This is a genomic window from Psychrobacter sp. ANT_H59 (genome assembly GCF_008369225.1).
Classification (GTDB): Bacteria; Pseudomonadota; Gammaproteobacteria; order Pseudomonadales; family Moraxellaceae; genus Psychrobacter; species Psychrobacter cryohalolentis.
This window is the reverse complement of the sequence record NZ_VOBE01000001.1, coordinates 578,733-597,533: the sequence shown is the minus strand read 5'-3', so window position 1 is coordinate 597,533 and position 18,801 is coordinate 578,733. Positions and strand designations below refer to the sequence as shown.

The 18,801-nt window shown below is 37.6% G+C and carries 15 protein-coding genes; 14 read left to right on the top strand and 1 reads right to left on the bottom strand.

Annotated elements, in window-relative coordinates; translation table 11 throughout:
* Positions 1–1,055: 1,055 nt before the first annotated feature.
* The 5 genes from FQ083_RS02350 to FQ083_RS02330 all read left to right on the top strand — a co-directional run bounded on the left by FQ083_RS02350 (position 1,056) and on the right by FQ083_RS02330 (position 4,443).
* On the top strand, positions 1,056–2,411 hold the full coding sequence (locus FQ083_RS02350; protein WP_149408672.1) for a hypothetical protein: 1,356 nt from the start codon (positions 1,056–1,058) through the stop codon (positions 2,409–2,411).
* Positions 2,412–2,415: 4 nt separating this feature from the next.
* Complete coding sequence (locus FQ083_RS02345) at positions 2,416–2,748, top strand: hypothetical protein (protein ID WP_149408671.1); 333 nt, start codon at positions 2,416–2,418, stop codon at positions 2,746–2,748.
* 17 nt (positions 2,749–2,765) lie between these two features.
* On the top strand, positions 2,766–3,137 hold the full coding sequence (locus tag FQ083_RS02340) for a hypothetical protein (protein WP_149408670.1): 372 nt from the start codon (positions 2,766–2,768) through the stop codon (positions 3,135–3,137).
* A 251-nt stretch (positions 3,138–3,388) separates the two neighbouring features.
* Entirely contained in the window at positions 3,389–3,790 is a 402-nt protein-coding gene (locus tag FQ083_RS02335; protein ID WP_262880820.1) for a hypothetical protein, read from the top strand.
* Positions 3,791–3,909: 119 nt separating this feature from the next.
* On the top strand, positions 3,910–4,443 hold the full coding sequence (locus FQ083_RS02330; protein WP_149408669.1) for a hypothetical protein: 534 nt from the start codon (positions 3,910–3,912) through the stop codon (positions 4,441–4,443).
* Between the two features lie 722 nt (positions 4,444–5,165).
* Here FQ083_RS02330 and FQ083_RS02325 read toward each other — a convergent pair.
* Positions 5,166–6,119, bottom strand: a complete 954-nt coding sequence (locus FQ083_RS02325) for an Lrp/AsnC family transcriptional regulator (protein WP_149408668.1) — start codon at positions 6,117–6,119, stop codon at positions 5,166–5,168.
* Between the two features lie 112 nt (positions 6,120–6,231).
* Here FQ083_RS02325 and FQ083_RS02320 point away from each other — a divergent pair, with 112 nt between their 5' ends.
* The 9 genes from FQ083_RS02320 to FQ083_RS02280 all read left to right on the top strand — a co-directional run bounded on the left by FQ083_RS02320 (position 6,232) and on the right by FQ083_RS02280 (position 18,764).
* Positions 6,232–7,509, top strand: coding sequence for an MFS transporter (locus FQ083_RS02320; protein ID WP_262880819.1), 1,278 nt, complete (start codon positions 6,232–6,234; stop codon positions 7,507–7,509).
* A complete protein-coding gene (locus FQ083_RS02315; RefSeq protein ID WP_149408666.1) occupies positions 7,509–8,849 on the top strand; it encodes an amidase in 1,341 nt (446 codons plus the stop codon). The genes FQ083_RS02320 and FQ083_RS02315 overlap by 1 nt, the downstream gene beginning before the upstream one ends.
* A 773-nt stretch (positions 8,850–9,622) precedes the next feature.
* Complete coding sequence (locus FQ083_RS02310; RefSeq protein WP_410477352.1) at positions 9,623–10,117, top strand: exonuclease domain-containing protein; 495 nt, start codon at positions 9,623–9,625, stop codon at positions 10,115–10,117.
* A 21-nt stretch (positions 10,118–10,138) separates the two neighbouring features.
* Positions 10,139–10,387, top strand: coding sequence for a BRCT domain-containing protein (locus FQ083_RS12920; protein ID WP_149408794.1), 249 nt, complete (start codon positions 10,139–10,141; stop codon positions 10,385–10,387).
* Positions 10,388–10,439: 52 nt separating this feature from the next.
* Positions 10,440–12,929 carry a TerB N-terminal domain-containing protein gene (locus tag FQ083_RS02300; protein WP_149408664.1) on the top strand — a complete coding sequence of 830 codons (2,490 nt, stop codon included), beginning with the start codon at positions 10,440–10,442 and terminating at the stop codon, positions 12,927–12,929.
* A gap of 25 nt (positions 12,930–12,954) precedes the next feature.
* A complete protein-coding gene (locus FQ083_RS02295; RefSeq protein ID WP_149408663.1) occupies positions 12,955–14,268 on the top strand; it encodes an ATP-binding protein in 1,314 nt (437 codons plus the stop codon).
* Positions 14,269–14,307: 39 nt separating this feature from the next.
* Positions 14,308–16,653, top strand: coding sequence for a DEAD/DEAH box helicase (locus FQ083_RS02290; RefSeq protein WP_149408662.1), 2,346 nt, complete (start codon positions 14,308–14,310; stop codon positions 16,651–16,653).
* A 59-nt stretch (positions 16,654–16,712) separates the two neighbouring features.
* The gene (locus FQ083_RS02285) at positions 16,713–17,036 is read left to right on the top strand and encodes a nucleotide pyrophosphohydrolase (RefSeq protein WP_149408661.1); all 324 of its coding nucleotides are present in this window, start codon (positions 16,713–16,715) and stop codon (positions 17,034–17,036) included.
* A 9-nt stretch (positions 17,037–17,045) separates the two neighbouring features.
* Entirely contained in the window at positions 17,046–18,764 is a 1,719-nt protein-coding gene (locus FQ083_RS02280) for a DUF2075 domain-containing protein (RefSeq protein WP_149408660.1), read from the top strand.
* Positions 18,765–18,801: the final 37 nt, after the last annotated feature.

Below are 18,801 nucleotides of genomic sequence, written 5' to 3'. Positions count from 1 at the left end.
ACGTTAGATTTTCTATCAAGAGAGACTCCAACCTATATTTTGAAAAATATTAGAGTAAATTTTTCAAGAGTGCAAGGCCTTGCATATTAATCTAACGAGTATTGTGTATAATATTTTCCAATTAATATTAAAATGAACAGTGAATAATGTACCAATAACGAGACTCTGGAATTTTAATTAATAAATTTTTTATATGTTATTATTGTTAATAGGGTTTTGAAAGCCTTTGCCGTATTAGTATCTATACTATTGTAATTAAATATGAGGTGTGTGTTATATAAATTCTTGCACATAAATTATCTTAGTGTGAGATCCAGTAGCTCAAATTGTATCTATTTGTAACTTTGGGTTTTTTACGAGAATGGAAGGATATGTAAGTGCCAAAATCATGATACATAACCTATGGAGAAATGTAGGGCTTTTAATTTATAAAGCAGTCTTCTGTTTAAAAGACAATAGTTCATCAAGAATCTACTGGGGAGATTTATCGATCGTGAATGGCTTAAATAGATTTAAAAGCTTCTGCATGGAGTAATTTTGATTAATTGGTTTGTAGAGTCGGCTTTTTTGAAAATGACTAGTCACATTGTGAAGTGTAGTAATTTTATACCTAGATAATCATGGAAGCAGCTCTTGTTACAAGATCAGGAATGTGTTTATTTTTTTAGTATCATATTTCCTAGAGAGTGAGGTCTCCGGCAATATCAGTGCGGTTGACTATTAATCATTCCGATGTTGCTGGAGACTAATTTATTTGAGTCTTACTACAAGCATCTAGTTTCTTCTGAACATTAAAGTTCTAGTATGCACTCTTTATATTTCAGTTAGAAAAAACTGATAATTGGTTCACCACTTATCAGCATTTCGTAAATTAATGCTTTTGCCTAAAATTATGGCTTGGGCACAGGGTATCCAGTGATAATATCAACAACAGTTGAGCAGTCTATAGGGAAATCATGTAAACTCTGGCTGTTTAATTATCAGCAGTATCTATATATCAATCAGCGATAACTCAGTTATAGCAAAAAATGTCAGTGACAAGGTAGAGCGTAGTAATGAATTGGGACGAATGGATAGCAGAGAATCGCAAGCAAATTGAACATATTGCTGGTTATGAAGAAAACTTTGTCAGAACTATTTTAGCCAAAATACCTGAGATACGACCAGAAGATGTAACCGCTCAATACCATTTTCGAGATTCAAATGGCGGTAATAGATACATTGACTTTATGATTTCAAATCAATCAAAAGGCTATCAACTACCTATCGAATTAGACGGTTATTGGAAGGTAAATAACTATCGTGATTTTAACGATATGTTAGAAAGACAGAATGATTTAATGGCTATCTATGGTGTACTACTAAGGTACACAAATAATAAGATGAATAACGAGCCAGATAAGGTTGTTATTGAAATCCGTAAAACATTAGAGCTGCAAAGTAAAAATCAGCTTAGTCAAAAAACAGTTGAAAAACAAAACCAGCAGCGTGTTGATGAGTATCAACAAGAGCTTAATCAGCTAAAGAACGAACTTACTCGGCAGAAAGCGAATCATAACCAATCCTCTTCTACGATTACTGGTAGCGAAATTGCAAGTATCCAAGCAGCAATTGCAGAGCTACAAGCCAACATTAATCAGAATAACGCTCCTAAAGTACAGCACATTCCAAGCGAACCAGTCATCGTAAGCAAACCCAAAGAGCCAACTAAAACAAAAGTCACAGCCAATCAGTTTCTCATTGCGGGTTCTGCTGGATTAGTGATTGTGGCATTAGGTGCCAATGCTTTCTTTAGTAAAAACAATGATAATACGCCAATGACGTTAGTTGATGAGTCGTCATCTTTAATCTACGATGCAGATGATGAGCAAAGTAACAGTAGTAGTAATGGCATAGCTGACAATGCTCAAGCATCAACGAGCTCTGATGCTGTTAATACAAGCGATGCAGTCGTTGCTGCTCAGAATAGCAATACCGACACACCGTCGTTTGAAGACACTTCTACTGAACCTGTATTTCAAAATACTCCACCATCTGCCATCACCGTTAAAAGAGAAGCTGAGAAAGTTGATGTCTATCAACCACCTTCTAATCAGGCGCAGAACAGTCAAAGCTACGAAGCTGCGGTCTCTAATGCAGTACCAGCTGCACAAGCCTATAAGCATATTGGTGATTATCGCGTAGTGTGTGGTTACGTTGCTCAGGTCAAAGGTTTTAGCAAGGGTACGTATCTTAATCTTGGTACCTCTTACCCCAATCAAGATGTCACTGTAGTAGTGTGGAACTCTGACATGGGTAACTTTGATGGTGTAGACCAATACGAAGGTAGAGATATATGTGTACAAGGTACTGTCAGCTCCTATAAAGGTACGCCGCAGATTAAACTATCCTCTATGAACCAGTTGCAATAAAGTCATGTGGATATTTCTTAGTATCGTTGTTTTAGGGTTTTTCTCTGTGATTTATGAGCTTGGTACTGATGCGCAAGCTAAACTAAACAGAGAAGAGGGTGAGAGGTTAAAGAAAGAAGCCGAGGATAACGCTGCTATAAAGTCATTCAACGAAGCAGAAAAGCAAAGACTTGCAAGTGAGAGAGTAAAAATTGCTAATAAGACAATAAAAATTGCAGAAAGAAAAAAAGAAAATCAGAACCATCTTACAATTAGACAGCTTGTTATCTACTCATTTGTATTTATAGCTATTGCTATTGCCATTATTCTATTTTTTAAAAGTATCAGTTCAACCTGATTATTATTGAGGTCACTATGTTTAAAAAACTTACCGTCGTTATGAGTATTATGTTATTTAGCTCTACCTTGTCATATGCTGCTGAGCGTAAGATCGAAGCTTTTAAAGCGCCGTTTCATGTTGGGAAAACAGTCATGGCTTGTGGTATCTTGGCTGAGACTAAGCATCTTTCTAACAGACACTATCTTAATTTAGATAAGAAATATCCTAATCAATCATTAACGGTGCTCGTGTGGAATAAGGATTATCGTTGGTTTGAAGATCGTTTCGGTAAGATAGATAGTTTCGTCGGTAGACGTTTTTGTGCCAGAGGGAAAATTGAGGAATATAAAAACAACATGCAAATGCAGGTGACTAATCCACAGTTTCTGAGACTAATGAATAATTAATATGCTTTATCAGTCGCATCCAGTACGGATGCCTTTAACAAGTATATTAGTAGCATAAAGATCACTACAGATTCTTGAAGGTTGATTTCTTAAAGCCATTCCTGAAGATCATGTTGTCAAAATAAAAAAAGATATATGTGCTGTACAAGATAAAATCAAATTACAGGAACGGCATGACGGTGTTTCTGATTAAGATCATTCATAAAGCGGCGATGAGTTATAACCGTTTGAATCGATGAGGTGGAAATGCCATGCAAATGAATACCGTTAAATGGCTAACTGGCTTAGCAGTAATAGGGTTGATCGCATGCACACCAGCGACAAATACTGATGATTCATACGGTTCTGGTTTTGTTGAGGTAGACGAGATAACGTGGTCAGAAAAAAACACTAAACCGTACTCGTTTACTGTGGCCAGTGGTGAAATATCATGTGGCTCTCATCCAAAATTTGGTCGTACAGTATATTTTGAACCAAAAGGTTTTACAGATGAGTCTTATGTTGGCACGCCACTAAATAAATCAGCGGAAAATAGCATGAAGCTAGGTCGTTTGATTTCAAATGTACCTTATAGCATTAAAAAAGGGGCTGATCTTAGTGAAGCCGTACAAATTGGGCTAAGGGTTTGTAATGAGCAGCAAGATAGGTTTTAAAATAGTTGGTTTAATACCCTCAAAACCTTTAATAATCCTATAAATCTCTGTTAAGTATTAGTTCTATTGGTATTGATAAAAAGCAGTATTCAGCAGTGTTTGGTACATATAGCCGTTAAATGATAGAAAAGCTTCTATTGGACATTGAGGATGGCCAAGCGCTGGGTGCAGCCAGCAGTTTAAACTTTACATACGATGATGCGTTGATGATTTATGAGCGCGCATTAAGCTTGGTAAAAAATGAAGATGGAACGCTCAATCATAAGCTCATATCTAAAAAACGTAAACAAAGCTCCGATTATATTTTAATCGCGCTAACACCGCTGCATTATCATGAAGAGCAAGCGCTTGTATATCAATGTTTTGACAATCTTGAAACGCTTTATAAATCCAAAGCAAGTAGGGATAAGATAAAGCAGATGCTTGACGTATTCTACAAAAAAACCAATACCTCAAAAAGTGAGATTCGTTTTACCTTTAAACAAAAAAAGGATTTTTATAAATACTTCGATACCATGTGCCAGATTCTACCAAGCAAGTATTGGCGGGTAAATATCAGCTGTATCGAATCCGGGTCCTACATCAACGAGAAGAATAAAAAATCGTATCGCCCTATTGTTAATAAAGCTGCTCAGCTTAGACGCATAGAATAGTTCGGATAAAAACTCCCCAGTTTTGAAAGTGAGGTTACTAGCTTAGGTACATACAACGGTTATGCACTAACGGTTATTAGTCCGCTTAAGAAAAATGCTAAATCGAAATTATCTTCGGCTTTGATGAGTTACATTTTGCATTTTTTGCTGATTATTGATGGTTTGGCTAATTGATACCTCCCAAGTTTATCTCTACGGTTGCTTCAGCATAGCTCAGGGTAGAGACTAAACAAAATTGCGTAGGCTTTGAAGTTAGAGTTGTCAGAAAAGTAACAAGTTCTTGTGCTGATGCAAAGGTTTATAAGTCTTCTGGGATTTTGAAGTTTTTGGGAGAAGTGTTAGTGATAATGCTTGACTGGAGTAATGATTAAGATGGTTGGTGCGTACTGGCTTCTATCATCAGGTTGCTTGATTAAATACTTCCAAGTAAAAATCTAAAAGATTAACCGCATGGTCAGTATTGCATTTTATACTCATAGTATAAGGTTTGAGTCACTAGCTCAAACCGGGTGCATCTATATAGCTTACTTAACCTTACTCAATTTTATGAGTCGATTTAATTATCAGCTCATTTTCAATAACACCTCATAAGCCGAAAACTTGTGGAAACAATATAAATTTAGCTCAAAAAAGCCTCATTTATCAGTGATAGAAGGCTTTATTGGTTAAGGTGTTATAAAAAGCGAAGGGTTTTCTTACATACAGTTTGTAATATTTTTCACCTACGAATTAGTGAAATTTTCAGCCTTACGCATATAACCAGCACGTTTATAAGCGTTAGTAATCATATTAGTATTACAAGACTGAATACCCTCTAGTTGGCTCAACTTTTCAGTCGTCAAATACCATAGGTCGGATAAATCGTTACACAATATATGCCAAAAAAACTGTGATTCGCCACTGATGCCAAACAAACACCTAGTATTGTCAATTTTAGAAAGCACTTTCACAATCTCGCTTACAGATTCAGGCCTAGCTTTGATTAGCACAATAGCTTCTGTATCATAACCAATAAGATTGGGCTCAAAGTCCAGTCGTATAGAAAACACTTCTTCTTCTAGCAGATCTGTCATCATTTTTAGGGTTTTGTGTTCACTCATCTGTATATTTTCGGCAAGGCTTTTTATCGAGATACGTCCATCTTGCGATAAGGCTTGGATGAATCTTAATTCATCTTGAGATAATAAATGTTGGGATACTACAGAGGGAAAGGCAGAGGGCTTTTTCAATTTGCTTGCCCAAGAAAAAGGCTTTAACACCACTTGTGTCTCGACAGTTTTAACACCTGCTATCTGGGTAACGAAGTGATGAATCCAAGGGTGTAAATCAATAGGCTTCTCCAAACCAATTTCTAAGAAAATATCTGCCATACCTGTGGTTAAGAATACCACTCTAACTTCAGGACGTTCAGAGAAAAACTGTGCAACTTCTTTTATTTTACCTATCTCAACACTCAGCCATACATGTACAGTAAATCCTTTATTAACTACTAACGGATTGAGTTCAACCACGGTACGAATAATTTGTTCGTCGAAAAGCTTACTAATTCGTCTCGATAGCTTTTTCTCAGGAATATCACTTGCTAAGCTTAATTCTCTCCATGAACCTCGGGGGTTCTCCAATAAAGCATTAATGCAAGCTTTGTCTATATCGTCTATTCTCAAAATTTCACTCATAATAGTTGACTTGTCTAAAAATTAAATATAACCTTATTTTAAGTCTAAAAACAATATTAAATGGAATTTATTGTCTAAAACCTAATTAAAGGTACTTATGGATGAGCCTAATATGAAAAACTCAAATTCTATACTCGGGAATGTATCACAAAAGAAAGTCATTCTTGCAGGAACGATAGGAAATGCTGTCGAATGGTTTGATTGGACGATTTATGCAACTTTCGCTGTGTTCTTTTCCAAACAGTTTTTTCCATCTGATGATCCAACAGCATCGTTATTGTCCACTTTTGCCATTTTCGCTGTCGGATTCTTTATGCGACCTCTTGGTGGCGTTGTATTAGGAATTTTTTCAGACCGATACGGCAGAAAAGCTGCATTAGCAGCGACAATTCTAATGATGGCAGGTGGCTCCCTAATGATTGCGGTGTCACCAACTTATGCAACGATTGGTGTTTTTGCACCGATCATTCTAGTTTTAGCACGATTGTTACAGGGATTATCTTTGGGTGGAGAGTTTGCTTCTGCTGCAACTTATCTATCTGAAATGGCCCCTAAAGAAAAACGAGGTTTCTATTCCAGTTTTATGTTTTTCAGTGCTGCTATTGGCATATTGCTAGCATCTAGCTTAGCTTGGTTGTTAACCAGTATCTTAACAGATCAGCAAATGGGTGCCTATGGCTGGCGTATTCCTTTTCTAATAGGTGCTTTGGGTGGCCTTGTTGGAATTTGGATTCGTCGCTCTGTGCCTGACAGCGAAATGACACATGCTAAGGAAAAAGTTAAAAACCCTCTCCTTGTTCTATTTAAACACTATCCAAAAGAAACCTTAAGAATAGTCGGAATTTCAATTCTAACTACCTTTGCATTTTACATATTTGTTATTTATGTGCCAAGCTATGCTATTAATTTTCTAGGTGCGGAACCGAAAGTAGCTTTTGCTGCCAATACAATTGCATTAGTTGCATTTATGTTGAGCCAGCCTTTATTTGGTTGGTTGTCCGATAAAATTGGACGTAAGCCACAACTGATATTTTTTGCTGTAGGATATTTATTATTCTTTTATCCTATGATTAAGTGGATGGATAGCTCGTTTAGTTCAATTTTGTTGGTTGAAATGTTTGGTTTGTTACTCTATGCCCTATACACATCAATTGGACCAGCAGTTATGTCAGAACAGTTTCCAACTGAAGTTAGAGCGGTTGGGATTGGTGCGCCTTATAATTTAGTTGTTGCAATATTAGGTGGTACAACGCCGTATGTGTTGACTTGGTCACAAAGTGTTGGCAAACAAGATTATTTTTACTTCATGGTTCTTGTTGGTGCAATTCTAACTCTGATAACCTTTATTAAAATGCCTGAAACTGTTGGTAAAAGACTGGAAGATATCTAATGAATTTATTAAACATTTCTGCACTTGAGATTGCAGTAAAAATTTCTAGAAAGGAAGTAACTGTAACTGAGGTCGTTAACTTCTACATTAACCGTATTAAGAATCACGAAGATTTAAACTGTATATCAGCCCTGTTTGAAACTGATGCTTTAAAACAGGCCGAGCACTTAGACAGATTAAATATGACGTCTAAGCGCTTAAGCCAATTTCATGGTGTGCCGATACTATTGAAAGACAACTTAGATGTTAAAGGTTATGTTACACAAGCAGGCACTGTTTATTTAGACTATATCGCTCAGGAAAGCTGCGCCTTAGTTCAACAGCTTGAAAGTTTAGGCTTTGTAATCTTAGGTAAGGTTAAGATGACGGAATTGGCTTTTGGGCTATCAGGACAAAACCCCATTCAAGGTACACCACTTAATCCTTGGTCTAAAAAGCAGTTAGCGCCTGGTGGATCTTCATCTGGTTCTTGTGTTGCTGTAGCCGCTGGATTGAGCCCCTTATCCATTGGCGGTGACACAGGAGGTTCCATTCGTACACCTGCAGCATTAAATGGAATCTTCGGATTTAAACCATCGAGTGATAAGATTGTTTCCTCTGGCGTAGTGGCGTTATCTAAAACATTAGATACTTTAGGACCGATTTCTTTAAGAAGTGAAGATATTTTTGAGCTATATCCATTGCTTAGTAATACGCAGATTCCTCGACTTCGTGATGATCTTAATGAGTTGTATTATTTAGCTGAAGAAGATTTCCCATATCCATTAGACGATGAGATATTACAGTTATGGAATAAGCTGTTAAAAGAATTAACAGCTCATGGTTTTATACTTAAAAAATGGGATCTACCTACCGAATTCAATTTTGAGACGCTGTCTAATTATACGTCCACAATAATTGCTTATGAAAGTTACTTGTATCACGGTAAAGATGCAGAAAACATGCAAAACGAAATGTGGCAAGTAGTACGAGAGCGAGTCTTACGAGGAAAAAATATTAGCTTAGAAGATTATCAGTACGCAATTGAACAACGTACTTTATTCGAACAGACATTTAAGAACTCATTGGATGACAGTCAGTTCTTATTGCTTCCAGTTAGCCCAATTTTTGCTGTTGAATTAGATGCACAAGACACAAATTTTACTCATGTCGGAGACTACACACGACCTTTTAACTATCTCAATGCTCCATGCTTTACCTTTCCAATAGGGAGTAACTCGGATAACCTACCAATGGGGGTGCAGTTAGTCTCTTATAATGATAATGATCATTTGTTATTAGAACAAGCTAAGTTAATTGTTTCGAGACTTGGCATTCAGCCTGAAATTGCTGTTATTTAATCCTTTAACACTATATGGGTTTTCTATTTCAAAAAAAACTAAACTTTTTTCGACTTATGTCAGTATAGATTTGCTCAGATCTTATCGAACGATATATCTTGTCACAAGATAGTTTGAGGATTGACTATCCTATATGAATCGAAATAAAAAATTCCTTTAAAATAATATTTATTTAAGATCTAAGCTTATTTTAAAACTTTTTATAACCAAAGAAGCCACCGTATAGGTGGCTTCTTTGGTTATAAAAAATATTACAAAGAACTATTTTACTGAAGGTTTTCTCATTAGCTGGTTATGTCATTAATAGCTTTGATAGCACACTTCACTATATATGCTTCTTGTATAGTTAATCTTAAATAAAGCCAATACAATGTTTATAACAACTTTATTTAATTGGATGAATAATGACTTACTCAATCGACTTTCTGAGCTATGCTGAAAAAACCGTAGAGATAAACTTGTCAAACTAGCGACTCGATGAGGAGTTTACCATGACTAGGACAATAAGAGTTTATAGCACGGAGTTCAAAGCTAAAGCCGTCATTTGGCTGTTTTATGCCTTTATCAAACTTACGTCGGTATTCATCAATCAAATAGATAAAAATATCAATTTTAGTTTATCATTAATCATAACTGATATATTACACCCCATTTATACAGGTATAGATAATGAATTTCGTGGCCATTGATTTAGAAACAGCCAACTCAGACATTGGCTCTATTTGCCAAATAGGAATGGCAAAGTATATAAAAGGTAAGCTGGTAGATACCTACTGTATTTTATAAGACCACAGTCTAGCTTTAGTCGAATGAATATAGAAATTCATGGTGTTAATAGTAACCAAGTAAAAGATGCACCTTCAATATTCGATATCTATGGCAACATCATTCAATTTATCGGTAGCAATGTTGTGGTCAGTTATACCGAATTTGATCAGAGAGCGATAACGAAGTGCTTATTAGATCATGATTTGCCCTTACCGTCTTGGCAATGGGTGGATGCCTCTGTAATGGTACGTGACACTTGCCAGCGGTTTAGTACATCAGGATATAATCTTGCTAATGTATGTAAAGAATGGCGGTACGCTTTTGATCATCATGATGCATTAGAAGATGCCAAAGCGTGTGGGTTTGTGACGATAACCATTCTTAGAGAAAATAATGCTTCAATCACGAAATGGTTAAATGCTCAGCCATCTCATCCAAGAAATAGCAATAATAGTACGCAGCGCTTCACTCAAAAACGATCTATAGAAGGTAATGAGTAAGGTCGGTTTTTTGGACTAAACATTTGTTTTACAGGCGAGCTGTCTATAAAACGCGCAGAAATTGCTGATATCGCAGCGAGGCAAGGTTTTTATGTTAAAACCGGTGTATCTAAAAACCTCAATTATTTAGTTGTAGGTACACCAGATTTAACATTATTAAATGGACATGATAAAAGCAGTAAACAACGTAAGTCAGAGACACTAATTGCAGAAGGTGTCGACATCAATATTCTTACAGAACATGATTTTCTTAAAATGCTTAAGCTTTAATCTTGCTGTACAGCTCTTTTATCTAATTCTCTTGGAATGGGTTTTATAGGTAATGAAAAACTTTATCGAAAATGTATTGGCGCTATTCAGAGAGAAATATGATGGTAAAAAAGATGGGGCGAAAACTCATTTTATAGATTTGCCGCCTGATATAAAGCCGTCTGAAACTATTGTAGAGACCGGAGTTGATTCAGACGTTGCAAATCACAATAACTCTACTAATCCTAGAGCCCAAAATATTTATGCGAGACAAAGCCAGACGAATAGGTATCGTGATGAGCATTTAGATGATGTGGGTGAGCTGGCAACCTTTGTTATCTCATCAAACAAGCAAAAGCATGATATTACTTCATCGAACCGCAAACTAGGGCGCTGGGTATCAAGGTATGAGTCTCTAAAGATACAGGGACGTATCATTGATAAGGGCTTTTTTTATTTTGGTGGTAAGCTTGAAACTTTGATTGGGTACGGCACTGAGCCATCGTTAATAAATGATAGCTTATCGGTCGGATCGCCAAAAGTTATTTATAACACCTCACATATCTATAGTGACGAGTCGCTTGGCTATTGGCCAAGTTATGCAGCTTTATCACCCTTGTGCCGCGGGGCTTATTTGGATTGGCTGGCCTCAGATCGGGCGAATCCCAATACACCAATTGGATATGTTTTCATTTACTTTGGTGGGTTTGAACGTAGAGTGATTGAAGGTATTAATGACGATAGCGTGTCTGATGATGAGTTCGTTAATATTTATAATGAGGTGTTACGGCTGCATGATATTTATGGCAAACAGTCCTCATTCAGTAACTACTCAGCGAATTTTTTAGAGTTTATGACGCTAGTACGCTCGCCACTATTTGAAGAAAAAATACAAACAGCACAGCTTTTACCGCCGCCAGCCAGTAGTCAAAACCTAACCTTTAAAATGAAATTAGCAAAAATGGTAACCTTAAAGTTACCTATTCCTGCTACCTTAGCATGGGAATGGCTCATTTTTTCTAATGAATATAATTTCAAAACACCTGCAAGGCGCTGTGAATCAGAGTTTAGAGATCTGTTTGAGATTTTATATAAAAAAGCTTATCCAAATGGATTTATCGTCCCTCCTAATAAAACCAAATTAAAAATTAGCTATCATGCTGCAAGCCAATCAATTGTGAGTGTTGACCTTACCCTTGATGATTTGCAAGACCCAAGCGCCTTAAGATCGCCTATCAAAAAACTGATAGCTATTGCCGAACAATGTAATGAGGCTTTGGATGCTTACAGTCGTTATCTAGGTAGAGAAGCTAACTCTGCAACAGACATAGACGCTATTATGTTACTGCCAAAAGTACTGATTCAGCAGCAATCATATCGAGAAAAATATCCAGTCATACAAAACTTTAAGGCATGGGCAGAATCTGTTACTCAAAATGATGAAGGATTAACGACAGTCAAAGAGCTATGGGAATATTTAGATGAGCCGTCATCTCAGTCGTCATCTACTATGCCTAAATCATTTGCTAAAAAACATGGTGAGATGATTATCAATTTAGCTGAGTTGGCTGGATTCGGTGTTGTACCAGATCAGCGTTATCATCAGACCAGCCTTAAACCGGATGGATATGTGGTTTTATTTGATGGTGGTCATAGTCAAGACTTTGAGCCGAGTACGTCATTTTACCAAATCAGTTTGGCGCTTAGATTGGGTGCCATGGTTGCAACCATTAATGGTTATGTCGATAAAAGAGAGGTGGATACGCTACTGACGATTATTGAGCAAGACACTCAGCTTACTGCTATTGAAAAGGCGTCGCTAAAAGCTTATCTGTTATGGCGCTTAAATAGCCCCGCTAATATGGCGGGTCTAAAGGCAAATCTAGCAGTACTTGATGAAAAGCATATTAGCTTTATCAGTCGTTTTATCATCTCAGTTGCCTTAGCTAATGGGAATGTAGAGCCAAGTCAAATCAAACAAATTGAAAAGTTGTACCAGGCTCTAGGTCTTGATAAAAACTCAGTGGTCAGTGATATTCATCATTTAACCAGTGCTAAAAAGAGCATGCCAACGTTTAGTGATGCAACACAGCAAAAGACCAGTGACAATAGTACTGGGGCTAATGCTAATGTCTCAGATCGTAAGAGTAAGCCATATATTTTTAATGCAGAATTATTAGCTGCGTATGAAAGCGAGACAGGCGACGCTAAAGCAATGCTGGCGAGTATATTTGCAGCAGATGATGACGATATAGAAGTGAATAATGAACCCCTACCAAATGAGCAAGTAAATAACGATACTGAAGTTGATAGGCTCAAAGAATCTGTTGTTAAAGGTTTAGATACTATTCATAGTAAGCTTTATCAGCAGCTGATTAGTAAAGAGGTATGGCAACGAGAGGAAGCTGAAGTGTTATGTGAGTCCTTAAATTTAATGATAAATGGGGCTATCGAGACTATCAATGATTGGTCGTATGATAATGTCAATGCCCCAGTATTGGAAGCTGAGGATGAGATAGTGATTGACTATGAGATTGTCGAAGAGTTAAAAGTATTGGACTAAATATAAGAATCAGTAAGGATGAATAATGACCAGTAAAAAAATTAGAGCAAAAGAGCGTGATGCTATTATTCAATCATTGAAGGCAGGAGTTACGCCTAAGGTAGGGATTCAGCATATCCAAGTGGGGCGTATGAATGAGCTCAAAGCACTTATAAGCGATATTGAGCGCGTCGCTGATGGCGGTTCGGCGTTTCGTCTTATTATTGGTGAGTATGGTTCAGGCAAGACCTTTTTTTTAAGTGTGGTAAGGGCGATTGCACTTGAGCGTAAACTGGTCACTGTTAATGCTGATTTGTCGCCTGACAGGCGTATCCAAGCATCGTCAGGACAAGCAAGAAACTTATATTCTGAGCTTATGCGTAATTTGTCTACTCGTAATAAACCAGATGGTAATGGTTTGGCCAGTGTAGTAGAGCGCTTCATTACAGAAGCACGCAAACAAGCAGATAGTACTGATGAGGCTATTAGTGAGGTTATCCAGCACAAACTGGCTGAATTAACAGAATTGGTTGGTGGCTATGATTTTGCTAAGGTTATTGAAGCTTATTGGCAAGGTCACGAAGAAGGTAATGATGAGCTGAAGGTCAATGCGATTCGATGGTTACGTGCAGAGTACTCAACAAAGACCGATGCTAGACGTGATTTAGGCGTGCGTACTATCATATCTGACGCCTCTTTTTATGATGCGCTTAAAATAATGAGTTTATTCGTACGGCAGGCAGGCTATCAAGGATTGTTAGTCAATCTTGATGAGATGGTCAACTTGTATAAGCTTAATAGTACACAAGCACGCCAAGCCAATTATGAGCAGATTCTACGTATTCTAAATGACTGCTTACAAGGTACCGCTGAGCATCTAGGGTTTTTATTGGGCGGTACGCCAGAGTTTCTACTCGATCCGCGCAAAGGGTTGTATAGCTATGACGCCTTGCAAACGCGATTAGCAGATAATAGCTTTGCCAAGCGGGCAGGTGTCATCGATTATTCTTCACCTGCATTGCATTTGGCGAGTCTCACACCAGAAGAGTTATATATCTTACTTAAAAACCTGCGCCATGTTTATGCAGGTGGTGATGAAGCTGAATATCTGGTACCTGATGAGTCCTTACAAGCTTTTTTACAGCATTGTAGTCAAACGATAGGTGATGCTTATTTCAGAACGCCTCGCAATACCATTAAAGCGTTTTTGGATATGTTAGCTGTCATTGACCAAAACCCAGATATTTCATGGGATCAACTTATTGAATCAGTAACTATTGAGTCTGAAATGCCATCCGATATGGATATTGACATGAGTGGTATGGATGAAGAAGACGAGCTTACTGATTTTAGGCTATAGGTCACCAATAATATTAATAAAAAACATGAGAAACTACCTTTGAGAGACGCTCATCTCCAGCTCGACTTCCGTATACAGCGTTGGATATTTAACCAAGGTTGGAGTGGATTGCGCGAAGTGCAAGCTAAGGCGATCGCGCCAATTTTGTCTGGGAAAACCGACGTACTTATTAGTGCAGCGACTGCTGCTGGCAAGACTGAAGCGTTCTTTTTGCCAGCATGTAGTGCCCTTGTTGAGTCAGACGATGGTCAGAATGTAGATAGATATGAGAAAGAGGCTCAGGGCAACGGAGTAGGAATTCTATATATAAGCCCACTAAAAGCGCTAATTAATGATCAATATCGAAGGCTTGAGAGTCTTGCAGATCTGCTTGATATGCAAGTGACACCATGGCATGGCGATAGTCCACAGAGTAAAAAGAATAAACAAAAGAAGTCGCCATCCGGAATTATTTTGATTACGCCTGAGTCGCTTGAATCTTTACTGGTTCGGGATGCAGGTTGGGTCAAACAAGCTTTTAGTAATCTAAAATATATTGTGATTGATGAGTTTCATGCGTTCTTGGGTAGCGAGCGTGGTCAGCACTTACTATCACTTTTGACTCGGCTTGAGCATGTTACTGAACGTTTAAATTCACCTATCCCAAGAGTAGCATTGAGTGCAACGTTGGGAGAACTTAAAAGCGTGCCGCAGTCACTAAGACCTAATCAGTCATTACCTTGCGTCATTATTGAAGAGGACGAAGCAACAGCTAGCATTAAGGTGCAAATAAAAGGTTATATAGAGCCCAGTCAGTTAGCGCTTAGATCAAATAATGAAAACGTTAATTTTGAAAGTTTTGGCTCTAAAAATTCTCTATCTAAAGATACTGACTCTGAAAGTATGGGCATTCAGCATCCTTATACTGCCGAAGCACAAGTCTGTGCTGACCTATACCGTTTATGTCGTGGCGGTAGCCATCTAGTATTTGCTAATAGCCGCAAGCGTACAGAAATGATTGCTACAGAGCTGAGTGAGCTATGTGAGCGTAACATTGTGCCCAATGAGTTTTTCCCTCATCATGGCTCACTCTCAAAAGAGCTTAGGGAAACCTTAGAAACACGACTACAGAAAGAAGCGCTGCCAACCACTGCCATATGTACCATGACCTTAGAGCTAGGGATTGATATCGGTAAGGTTGATACGGTAGTACAAGTGACGGCTCCGCATTCTGTAGCCAGTCTTAGGCAGCGGCTAGGGCGCTCAGGTAGGCGTGGTGGTTCAGCCGTACTTAGAATGCTCATTACCGAAAAAGAGATCAGTAAAGATACTAGTCTCATTGATGATCTACGTCTTGAGTTAATACAGTCACTAGCGATGATAAGACTGTTGATTGTCGATAAGTGGTTTGAGCCGGCGGACACTTCGTTATATCACTTCTCAACGCTATTACATCAAGTAATAGCGACTATCGGTCAATGGGGCGGTATTCGTGCCGACCAGCTTTATATGCTGTTATGCAAACAAGGACCTTTTCAAAAAATACAACCAACTCACTTTAAATCGCTGCTTAGCCAGATGGGAAATGCTCAACTGCTTACCCAACTCGGTAATAATCAATTGGTGTTAGGTATTGTCGGTGAGCGTATAGTTGGTCATTACACTTTTTATGCAGTATTCAAAACCCCAGAAGAATATCGTATTGTGACGGGTAATAGGACGCTGGGAACGCTACCAATTGAGACTATGTTACTACCTGAGCAGTACATCATTTTTGGCGGTAGACGCTGGCAAGTTAAAGATGTTGATATAGACAAAAAAGTAGTGGATGTTATCTCTGTTAAAGGCGGTGGTAAGCCTCCAGCTTTTGGTGACAGTAGTATGTCTATACATGACCGAGTACGCCGAGAAATGTATGAGATATTGAACAACGGCGATTATCGTATTGCAGTTGGCAAGCAACATCTAGATTTTGCTGATACGACGGCCAGACACTTATTTTTAGAAAGTATTGATACTTTTAACAGGCACGATTTAAGCAATCGACCGGTTATAGATAAAGATGGTCATAGTTACATATTTATGTGGCGTGGCGATAAGATAATGAACACTTTAAAAATGCTGCTTATACGAGATGACTTTGTCGTTGAAGATTATGCAGGTGTCATCCGTATTCATAAAGTAGATTCGATTCAGGTTTCTCAATTTTTAAAAGGGCTTTCCAATCAGACTTTGCCCACCGCCACTGAGCTTGCAGAAACTGTACCCAACAAAATGATCGAAAAATTCGATGAATACTTACCTGATGATTTGCTCAATATTGGTTACGGTGCCCAAATGTTTGATATCGTTGGATTGAAAGAGTGGTTGGAGCATTTTAAAAATAAACTCAGCTTTTCAGTATGACTCAGAAGTCAAGCTAAAAACTAATCATTTAAAAAATGTTTGTCCTGAAGGGTCGAAGTATGGATATAAAGACTATAGAAAAAAAGCTACAGAAGTTTTCTCATGAAAGAGAGTGGGATAAGTTCCATTCGCCAAAGAACATCTCAATGGCGATGTCAGTAGAGGTTGCTGAGTTGGTTGAAATATTCCAGTGGCTTAGTGAAGATGAATCACGTGACTTAGATAGTGATCAAATTCGATGCGTAAAGGAAGAGATAGCTGATATCACTATATATATACTCACAATGTGTATGAAGCTAGATATAGACTTGGAGGAGGCTGTTTTGAGTAAAATACAGCTGAATGAAAGAAAACATCCCGCCCTTAGTAATAAAAAAAAGTGAGCTGAGTAAATGTTTGACCATGCCATGACAGATTTCCCATTCTCTATTAAAGACTTTTCTTTTGACCAAAGTGCTGCCAACTCTATAAAAAAAGAAGCACCAGTCAGTTATGACTATCCAGTGGTTTATATCATTTATAGTAAAAAATCTAAAAAAGCTTATGTCGGTGAGACGACTAATATTACTAGTAGGATTGGTCAGCATTTAGCGAATGAAGAAAAAAGAGAGCTACAGAATATCAGGGTAGTATTTAGTGGTTATTTTAATAAGTCTACCGTATTAGATATTGAGTCCAATCTTATACAGTATATGCAAGCAGATAAGCAGTTCAAGCTACTAAACGGCAATGCTGGTATCTCTAACCATAAATACTATCAAAAAGACTTATATCATGAGACTTTCAAAGGGATTTGGGATGAACTGAAAAGCGAAGAAATAGTAAAGATAGTAAATAGTGACTTACCGGATATTAAAAACTCTGATCTCTTTAAGTTTTCTCCATACAAGTCTCTTTCTGAAGACCAAATGAATGCTATAGAGCAGTATCTGCATATACTAGCCAAAGAAGAAATTTCTAATAGTACTGTCTTTGTCCAGGGTAGTGCTGGTACTGGCAAGACAATATTGGCCGTTTACCTTATAAAGCTATTGTTATCACAAGTTAGCGCAGATGACTTATCAGAGTATGCTAACAATAAGCATTTGATCGACTTAGTAGATAAAGTAAAGAGTAAGGTTGAAATTACTGGTACCTCAAAAGCCCCTATGAAAATAGCTCTGGTCGTGCCTATGACATCTCTCAGAGATACTTTAAAAAAGGTTTTTAGAAGCATACACGGCTTATCAGCGAATATGGTTATTGGTCCTAACGAGGCAGCAAAGAGCCACTTTGATTTGCTAATCATTGATGAGGCACATCGATTGAGAAGAAGAAAAAATATTTCTGGTTATGGTGCTTTTGATCAAACCTGTAGGGATCTCAAATTGGATATCAATAGTAAAAACAGTGATGAGCTTGAATGGATAATGCGCTCGAGTGATAATCAGCTGTTCTTCTATGATGAGCATCAGTCTGTTAGACCTTCTGATATTGAAAAAGATCGCTTTTCATCAGTAAAAAGCACTTCTACCGTTCTTGAACTTAAGTCGCAAATGAGAGTAGCGGGCGGCGATGATTATATTGATTTTGTTGACCGTTTATTGAAGGTAGATGAAAACTTGCAGCCTTGGAAGTCAAATAATTATGACTTAGAGGTTTTTGCAGATATGCCAGCCTTTATTAAGGCGCTTGAGATCAAGGAAAACAAGTTTGGTTTATGTAGAGTTATTTCAGGCTACTCATGGGAATGGGTGTCCAGAAAAGGCACTGAGCCTGATGCTGAAATCGATGGGGTAGAGTTATATTGGAATAGAACCAATAAAGACTGGGTTAATTCAACGACAGATATGACTGAAATGGGATGCATTCATACCACGCAAGGATATGATCTTAACTACGCAGGAATAATATTTGGAAGTGATATCATCTATAATAAAGAGCTTCGACAAATCGAAGTCGTTAAAAGTAATTATTACGATAGAAATGGTAGAGTAGGGATTACGGATGACCAACTGCATGACTATATTATTAATATCTATAAAACCATTATGTATAGAGGGGTAAAGGGGACTTATATTTACTGTTACGATGAAAATCTTCGGGAATACTTTCAGAGCTTTATTGACTAGCATTGGAGTAGTATCTTCAATATAGTTTATATTTGGT